Annotated in this window: 5 protein-coding genes; 4 read left to right on the forward strand and 1 reads right to left on the reverse strand. The window is 71.7% G+C overall.

Features of this window, described 5'->3' with window-relative positions; all coding sequences use genetic code 11:
• Positions 1-35: 35 nt before the first annotated feature.
• From ACFQ7C_RS09490 to ACFQ7C_RS09500, 3 genes are read left to right on the forward strand one after another with little or no spacing between them, the layout of a single operon-like run.
• Entirely contained in the window at positions 36-2,084 is a 2,049-nt protein-coding gene (locus tag ACFQ7C_RS09490) for a beta-galactosidase (RefSeq protein ID WP_378899574.1), read from the forward strand.
• Complete coding sequence (gene yicI / locus ACFQ7C_RS09495; RefSeq protein ID WP_378899577.1) at positions 2,081-4,459, forward strand: alpha-xylosidase; 2,379 nt, start codon at positions 2,081-2,083, stop codon at positions 4,457-4,459. Before ACFQ7C_RS09490 ends, yicI begins: the two co-directional genes overlap by 4 nt.
• A complete protein-coding gene (locus ACFQ7C_RS09500) occupies positions 4,456-7,011 on the forward strand; it encodes a glycoside hydrolase family 3 C-terminal domain-containing protein (protein WP_378899580.1) in 2,556 nt (851 codons plus the stop codon). Before yicI ends, ACFQ7C_RS09500 begins: the two co-directional genes overlap by 4 nt.
• 163 nt (positions 7,012-7,174) lie before the next feature.
• Here the strand turns inward: ACFQ7C_RS09500 and ACFQ7C_RS09505 are convergent, their stop codons facing one another.
• Entirely contained in the window at positions 7,175-8,089 is a 915-nt protein-coding gene (locus ACFQ7C_RS09505) for a PmoA family protein (RefSeq protein WP_378899583.1), read from the reverse strand.
• Positions 8,090-8,270: 181 nt separating this feature from the next.
• On the opposite strand from ACFQ7C_RS09505, the gene ACFQ7C_RS09510 reads away from it, so the two are divergent.
• Complete coding sequence (locus ACFQ7C_RS09510; protein WP_378899586.1) at positions 8,271-8,552, forward strand: GlsB/YeaQ/YmgE family stress response membrane protein; 282 nt, start codon at positions 8,271-8,273, stop codon at positions 8,550-8,552.
• Positions 8,553-8,676: the final 124 nt, after the last annotated feature.

The raw sequence follows: 8,676 nt of genomic DNA on the forward strand, positions 1-8,676 counted from the left end.
CCCGATCGAAGCTCAGCGAAGAGGTTCCCCGCTCCATGGCCACCACCCCCGACCCGCGCCTGCTCGACGCGTTCTCCGAGATCACCCGCGACCTGGGCATCTGCTTCGGCGGTGATTACAACCCCGAGCAGTGGCCGCGCGAGGTCTGGCAGGAGGATGCCGAGCTCATGGTCCGCGCCGGCGTCAACCTCGTGACGGTCGGGGTGTTCAGCTGGGCGTGCCTCGAGCCGTCGCCGGGCGAGTACGACTTCGCGTGGCTGGACGAGGTGCTCGACCTGCTGCACGCGCGCGGTGTCGCTGTGGACCTCGCGACCCCGACCGCGTCGCCTCCGCCGTGGCTCGGCATCCTCCACCCCGAGACCCTTCCGGTGAACCCCGACGGTGTGCGCCTCGCCGCCGGATCGCGCAACCAGTTCACGCCGGCGTCGCGCGTCTACCGCGAGCGCGCCCTGGCGATCGCGACCGTGCTCGCCGAGCGCTACGCCGCTCACCCCGCGGTGCGCATGTGGCACGTCGGCAACGAGTTCGGCCAGATCGACTTCGGCGACGAGGCCGCTCGCGAGTTCCGGCTGTGGCTGCGCGAGCGCTACGGCTCGATCGACGCGCTCAACGACGCGTGGGGCACGCTCGTCTGGGCCCAGCGCTACCGCGACTTCGACGAGATCGTGCCGCCCCGGCGCATGCCGTATCTCGTGAACCCCGCGCAGTCGCTCGACTTCCGGCGGTACACCTCGTGGGCGCTGCAGCGGGTCTTCACCGAGCAGCGCGACGCGATCCGCGCGGCCGGGGCGACGCAGCCCGTCACCACCAACTTCATGGGTTTCGAGCCGCTCACCGACCTGTGGGAGTGGGCGGGCGATGTCGACGTCGTCGCCGACGACCAGTACCCCGACCACGGCTCCGTGACCGCCTCGAGCGACATCGCGCTCGTGCAGGACCTCATGCGCTCCCTCGGGCATGGCCGCCCGTGGGTGCTCATGGAGCAGGCGGTCAGTGCGACGTCGTGGCGTCCGCACAACCTTCCGAAGAGCCGCGATCGTGCCCGTCTCGACTCGCTGCAGGCGGTCGCCCGCGGCGCCGATGCGGTCTGCTTCTTCCAGTGGCGCCAGGCGCGCACGGGAGCGGAGCGCTTCCACTCCGCGATGCTGCCGCACGCCGGCGCCGACACCGAGGTCTTCGAGACCACGTGCGCGCTCGGCGCCGACCTGCGGCGACTGCGGCCGGTGGTCGGCGGCCGGGTCGCGGCATCCGTCGCCCTCCTCTTCGACTGGCCGTCGCGGTGGGCCGCGGACGAGCCCGGCCGCCCGACCGAGCGCCTCGACACGCTCGAGCAGGTGCAGCGGTGGCACCGCGCGCTGTGGCGCCGCGGCATCGCCGTCGACGTCGTGCGCCCGGGCGCCGATCTGTCGGCGTACGCCACCGTGCTCGTCCCGCACACGTACATCATCGAGACGGATGCTGCCGCCGCCCTCCGCACGGCCGTCCAGCGTGGTGCGAGCCTCGTGGTCGGCCCCTTCTCGGGGGTGGCGGACGTCAACGCGGGCATCCTGACCGGGCGCTCGCCCGTGCCGCTGCGCGACCTGCTCGGCGTGAGCGGCGAAGAGTGGGTGGGTCTTCCGGACGCGCCCACGCCCGTCACCGTGGAGCCGACCTGGACGACCGCGCCGGCGCGGGTCGAGGCATCCGTCCTCGGTGAGTGCCTCCGCGCCGACGGCGCCGACGTGCTCGCCCGCTTCGGCGCCGGCCACCTGGTCGGCGCACCCGCCATCACGCGGAACGGCGTCGGCGCGGGCACCGCGTGGTACCTCGGGGCGATCCTGTCGGACGACGCGCTCGCCGCGGTGCTCGACGACGCCCTCGACGCGGCCGGCGTCACGGGTGTCACCCCTGACCGCGTGCTGCCCGACGACGTCGAGGCGGTCCAGCGCGGCGAGGCCCTCTTCCTCCTCAACCACGGCGATCGGGCCCGGCACATCATGCTGCCCGGCCCGCGCCGCGATCTCCTGTCGGACGCGGACGTCGAGGGGCGGCCGACGCTCGCCCCCGGCGCCGCCATGGTGCTCATCGAAAGGCACGCAGAGTGAAGTTCACCGATGGCTACTGGCTCACCAGGCCCGGCCTCGCCCCGTTGTACGCGGTCGAGGTCGACGACATCCGCGTCGACGAGGCGTCGGGCACGATGACCGTGTATGCGCCCACCGCAGCGATCCGCGACCGGGGCGACACCCTCAACCGCGCACTGCTCACCGTGACGTTCTCGGCGCCCGCGCCGGGCGTCGTCAAGGTGCGGGTCGAGCGCCACGCGGGCGCCGTGCACCGTGGCCCCGACTTCGAGATCTTCGGGGCGGAAGGATTCCGGCCCGAGATCACGGTCGGCGAGAACGACGGCGTGCTCGACGCCGGCCCGCTGAAGGTGCGCGTCGCGCGCGAGGCGGGGCAATGGCGCGTGGACTTCCTCGAGGCCGACGGGCGCGTTCTCACGAGCTCGCTGCCGCGCTCGATCGGCCACTTCACCGACACGACGGGCAAGAACGGCACCGCCGCCACGGCGGGCACGGCGGGCACCGCCGGCACGGCCGCGGGCGGGACGAAGCCCACGTGGGTGCACCAGCAGCTGAGCATCGAGCCCGGCGAGCGCGTCTACGGGCTCGGTGAGCGCTTCGGCGCGTTCGTCAAGAACGGCCAGGTCGTCGACACGTGGAACGCCGACGGCGGCACCTCCAGCGAGCAGGCGTACAAGAACGTGCCGTTCTACCTCACCTCGCGCGGCTACGGCGTGTTCGTCGACCATCCCGAGAACGTCTCGTTCGAGGTCGGCAGCGAGGTCAACTCGCGCGTGCAGTTCTCGGTGGGCGGCGAGTCCCTCGTCTACTACGTGATCGCCGGCCCCGAGCCGAAGGACGTGCTGCGCCGCTACACCGCGCTCACCGGCCGCCCCGCTCGCGTGCCCGCGTGGTCGTTCGGGCTCTGGCTCACGACGTCGTTCACCGCCAGCTACGACGAGGACACCGTCAGCGCGTTCGTGGACGGCATGGCCGAGCGCGACATCCCGCTTTCGGTCTTCCACTACGACTGCTTCTGGATGCGCGAGTACCAGTGGAGCGACTTCGAGTGGGACTCCCGCGCGTTCCACGACCCGGTCGGGCAGATCGCCCGCATGCACGAGCGCGATGTGCACGTCTCACTGTGGATCAACCCCTACATCGCGCAGCGGTCGGCGCTGTTCCGTGAGGCGGCCGACAACGGCTACCTCCTCAAGCGCACCGACGGCAGCGTGTGGCAGTGGGACATGTGGCAGGCGGGCATGGGACTCGTGGACTTCACGAACCCGGATGCTGCGGACTGGTACGTCGCGAAGCTGCAGGGACTCCTCGACCAGGGGGTCGATGCGTTCAAGACCGACTTCGGCGAGCGGATCCCGGTCGAGGGCGTCGTGTGGCACGACGGATCCGACCCGCACCGCATGCACAACTACTACGCGAAGCTCTACAACGAGGTCGTGTTCCGCGCCCTCGAGCGGCACCACGGTGTGGGCGATGCGGTCGTGTTCGCCCGTTCCGCGACCGCGGGCTCGCAGCAGTTCCCGGTGCACTGGGGCGGCGACAACGACTCGACGTTCCTGTCGATGGCGGAGTCCCTCCGCGGCGGCCTGTCGCTCGCGATGTCGGGCTTCGGCTACTGGAGCCACGACATCGGCGGGTTCGAGGGCACCCCCGACCCGGGCCTGTTCAAGCGCTGGCTCGCCTTCGGGCTGCTGTCGTCGCACTCGCGGCTGCACGGCTCGTCGTCGGTGCGGGTGCCGTGGGCCTTCGACGACGAGGCGGTCGACATCGCCCGCTCCTTCACGAAGCTCAAGATGCGGCTCATGCCCTATCTCGCGGGCGCCGCCGAGCAGGCGCATCGCTGCGGTACGCCGATGATGCGCCCGATGGCGCTCGAGTTCCCCGGCGACCGCTCGGGCTTCGACGCCGACACCCAGTACATGCTGGGCGACGCGCTGCTCGTGGCGCCGATCTTCACGGCCGACGGCAGTGTGGAGTACTACCTGCCCGAGGGGGAGTGGACCTCTCTCCTCGACGGCTCGGTGGTGGGCGGCAGCCGGTGGATCTCCGAGACCCACGGCTACGACTCGGTGCCGCTGCGGGTGCGGCCCGGCACCGTGCTGCCGTTCGGCTCCGACGACAGCCGCCCCGACTACGACTGGTCCGACGGGGTCACGCTGCGCTGCTTCGAGCTGCCCGACGGCTACCACCGCGAGACGAGGGTGCCGGGCCACGACGCCAAAGGATCCATCGACGGCGTCGGCGCGACGACGTTCCGCGTGCGCCGCGAGGGCGCCACGATCATCGCGTCGACGGACGACGCCCACGCCCCGTGGGCGCTGCAGGTGGGTGACCGGATCGCCCGGGCTGCAGCATCCGGAGAGCTCCGTATCGAGATCGAGGAGAACGCACGATGACTGACGTGGCAACGGATGCTGCGACCACGACGATCGCAGGGGAGCCGACGCCCGATCAGCCGCTGTTCCGGCAGGTCGACCAGCCGCTCGCGGCGCGCGCGCGAGACCTCCTCGACCGGCTGACACCCGACGAGCGCATCGCGATGCTGCACCAGGCCGCGCCCGCGGTCGAGCGGCTCGGGATGTCGGCGTGGCACACGGGCTGCGAGGCGCTGCACGGCGTCGCGTGGCTCGGACGGGCGACGGTGTTCCCGCAGCCCGTGGGCCTCGCCGCGACGTGGGACACCGACCTCGTCGAGAAGGTGGGTGAGGTGGCCGCTGTCGAGGTGCGCGCCAAGCGGGCCGAGAATCCGATGGTGAGCCTCAACGTGTGGGCCCCGGTCGTCAACACGCTGCGTCATCCCGGCTGGGGGCGCAACGAGGAGGGCTACTCCGAGGATCCCCACGTGACCGCGGTGTTCGGCACCGCGTACTCGCGGGGTCTGCGCGGCGACCACCCGCGCGTGTGGCGCACGGTGCCCGCGCTGAAGCACTTCCTGGCGTACAACAACGAGACCGACCGCTCGACGACGTCGTCCGAGATGTCGCTGCGCACGCTCCACGAGGAAGAGCTGCCCGCCTTCCGGCAGGCGATCGAGGAGGGCGTCGCCGGCGGCATGATGCTCGCGTACAACCGCGTGAACGGCGTCCCGGCGCACACGCAGCCCGAGCTCGTCGCGGAGGCCCGGAGCTGGTCGGACGAATCGATCGCAGTGGTGTCGGATGCCGGCGCCCCCACGTTCCTCGTGACCACGCAGCGCACCCAGCCCGATCACGTGCACGCCGCGGCTGCCCTGGTGACGTCGGGCCTCGACTCCTTCACCGACAACGAGGCGAACGCCGCGCCCACGATCGGCTATGTGACGGAGGCGCTCGCCGCGGGGCTGCTCACCACGGACGACGTCGACCAGGCTGTGCTGCGGCTGCTCGAGCTGCGCATCCGCACCGGCGAGTTCGACGGCGACGCCGACCCGTACGCCGGGATCGGCGCCGACGCCATCGACGCGCCCGGGGCCCGTGAACTCGCCCGGGAGGCGGTGGCGCGGTCGGTCGTCGTGCTGCGGAACGACGCCGGCGTGCTGCCGCTCTCCCGGGCGTCACGGGTCGCGGTGGTCGGCCCCCTCGCCGACCTCGTGCTCACCGACTGGTACGCGGGCACCCCGCCGTACGCGGTCGGCATCGGCGCGGCCGCCGCCGAGCGGTTCGGCGAGGCCGAGGTGGTGACCGGCGCCGACACGATCGCGCTCCGGGCCTCGTCGAACGCTCGCTATGTCGTGTCGAACTCCGACGGCTCGGTGGTCGAGGCGGCCGGTGACGCCGCTGTCGACGGCGCGCTGTTCGACGTGACGGACTGGGGCGACGGCATCCTGACCCTCCGCTCCCACGCGAGCCGGCTGCTGCTCACCGGCGCGAAGTGGCCGATGCGCGCCGACGCCACCCGCGTGGGCGAGTGGGTCGTGCAGGAGAGCTACCGCAAGCACGTCCACGCCGACGGCACGTGGTCGCTCCTGCACCTCGGGTCGGGCCGGTGGCTGCGGGTGTTCCGCGACTCGGGGCTGCTCGCCGCCGAGGCCGTCACGCTCGACCAGGCCGAGCGATTCGGTGTGCGGGTGGTGCGGTCGGGTGCGGCGGCCGTCGCCGAAGCGGCCGCGCGTGCCGACGCCGTCATCGTCGCGGTCGGCAACGACCCGCATCTCAACGGCCGCGAGACCGAGGACCGTCCGCACCTGCGCCTGCCCGAGGCATGGGCCGAGGTGTGGCGCGCTGCGCGCGAGGCCAACCCGCGGGCGGTGCTCACGATCGTGTCGAGCTACCCCTACGTGCTCGAGGGCGTCGACGCCGAGACCGTCGTGTGGTCGAGCCACGGCGGGCAGGAGCTCGGACACGGCGTGATCGACGTGCTCTCGGGCGACCGTGAGCCGTCGGGCCGCCTCTCGCAGAGCTGGCCCGCGACCGAGGAGCAGGCGGGCGACCTGTTCGACTACGACACGCTCCGCCAGGGCGCGACGTACCGCCACCAGCCGGACGAGCCGACCTTCGCGTTCGGGCACGGACTCACGTACACGTCGGTCGCGTACGAGTCGGTGGAGATCACGGATGCTGCGACCCCCGCGCCTGCGCCGACCCACCGGCATGCCGGCTTCGCGCCGCGCGCCGACGAGTCCCGGGTGGACGCGGTGGTGCGGGTGCGCAACACCGGCGACCGCGACGCCGAGGAGCTCGTGCAGCTGTACGCGCTGCCGGCGGAGGACCTGCCGCTGCCGGCGCCGCGCCGCGTGCTCGTGGCGTACCGCCGCGTGCGGCTCGCGCCTGGGGAGACCCGCGACGTCGAACTGTCGTTCTCTCCCGCGCGCCTCGCGGTGTGGGACGACGCCGTGCGCCTCGCCGGGGCGGTCGACGACTGGCTCCACGCCGGCGCCCTGCGGGTGCAGCCGGGGACGTACACAGTGGCCGCAGGCCCCTCGGCCTGGGACCTCCCGGTACGCACGGAGCTCGAGGTCACGGCCGGCTGAGTCTGCGGCATCCCAGCCCACGGGCTTGGCCGCCGCCGCCACCCGTTCTCAACAGGTCAACCGGGCTTCTGCAGGACGTTTTCGGCGCACATGCCCATGTAGAAGCCCGGTTGACCTGTCGGAGAGATGAGGCGAGAGGAGCCGGGAATGCAATGCCGCTTGACTACGGGGCGAGTTCCTCCGCCAGTGCCCGCGTCTCGTCCGGCGTCCAGATGCGGTCGCCGAAGACGTGCCGATGTGCGAGCGACAGCTCGTCACCCGGGGCCAGCACGACGTACTCGTCGAACGAAGGCGACGGCGCGAGCACCGGGATCGGCTGGCTGCGCACGAACCAGCGGATCGGCGGCGCCCCCGTCGACGTGCCCGCGAACGCGAGGATCGTGGCGCCGCCGTCCACGTCGTCGTGCTCGCCTGAGACGGCGACCCACGGCGCGACCTGGCCCATGACGCCGTCATCGCCCGCGTCGTCGGGGAACCCGCCCGCCAGGACGCGGCCGCCTGTCCAGGCACGAGGCATCCGGATCATGAAGCCGGTGTAGCCGGCGTTCGGCCGGCCCTCGGTCGTGGGGCTGCCGAGCTCCAGCTCGCGTCCCGACACGTTGCGCAGTGTCGACGAGAAGTCGAGCGCCCACAGGCCGCGGTCGGTGTCGACGCCGTGGAAGCGGTGCGTGCGGGTCTCGGTGATCCACTCCTCACCGCCCTGCGTGATCCAGGTGAGCTCCTCCGTGAAGGAGACCTCGGGTCCGGCATCGCTCAGCGTCGTGAAGCCGTCGTGGCGGATGCTGCCGACGTTGTCGAGGAGCGCGTAGTCGCCGTGCTCCGGGCGGAAGGTGTTGCCGCCCCAGAAGTTCTGGCCCGACACGTGGGTCCAGGTCATCTGCAGGCCCTTGTGCCACCGGTGGTCCCACGGGCGGAAGCCGGTGATCACCGCGCCGTCGAGGGCTCGCAACGGGTGGAGGTAGGGCTTCGGGCCCTCGGAGACCGCCCCGCCCGGGTCGAACGCGTAGCGCGCGATGTCGACGCCCGCGGCGGTGACGGTCAGGTCGGTCTGGTCGAGACGGAGGGTGAGGTCGGTCACGGTCCCATTGTGGCCCAGATCGTCGGAAAACGCTTGCCCATATTGACGGGTGCGTAATCTACCGCGCTCAGGCCTTGAGCGGTAGAGGCATCCCGGTGCGCGATCGCGGCGATAGCGTCTTCGTCATCTCACACGAGACGCCACACCCCCCGCGGCGTCCACGAGACAGAAGGAGAGAATCATGCTCTGGACCATCCTCGGCCTGATCATCATCGGGCTCATCGCCGGCCTCATCGCTCGCGCCGTCATCCCTGGCAAGCAGAGCATGGGCATCCTGCTGACGATCGTCCTCGGAATCGTCGGGTCGTTCGTCGGAGGCTTCCTCGGCTTCCTGCTCTTCGGCGCCGACCCCAACGGGGGCTTCCTGCAGCCGTCGGGCATCATCGGCTCGATCCTCGGCGCGATCATCGTCCTCGGTCTCTACGTGCTCTTCACACGCCGCCGCGGCGTGAACCGCGCCTGACCCGAACACGGCTTCGCCCGGACCCCGCGCTCCCCGCCTGCGGCAGCGACGAACCGGCCGGACTCGTCATCTACTCCGGCCGCAACGAGAACCTCGTGAAGCCGCTCATCGAGAAGCTGGAGAA

This window comes from Microbacterium sp. NPDC056569, from assembly GCF_042793475.1.
Classification (GTDB): domain Bacteria; phylum Actinomycetota; class Actinomycetes; order Actinomycetales; family Microbacteriaceae; genus Microbacterium.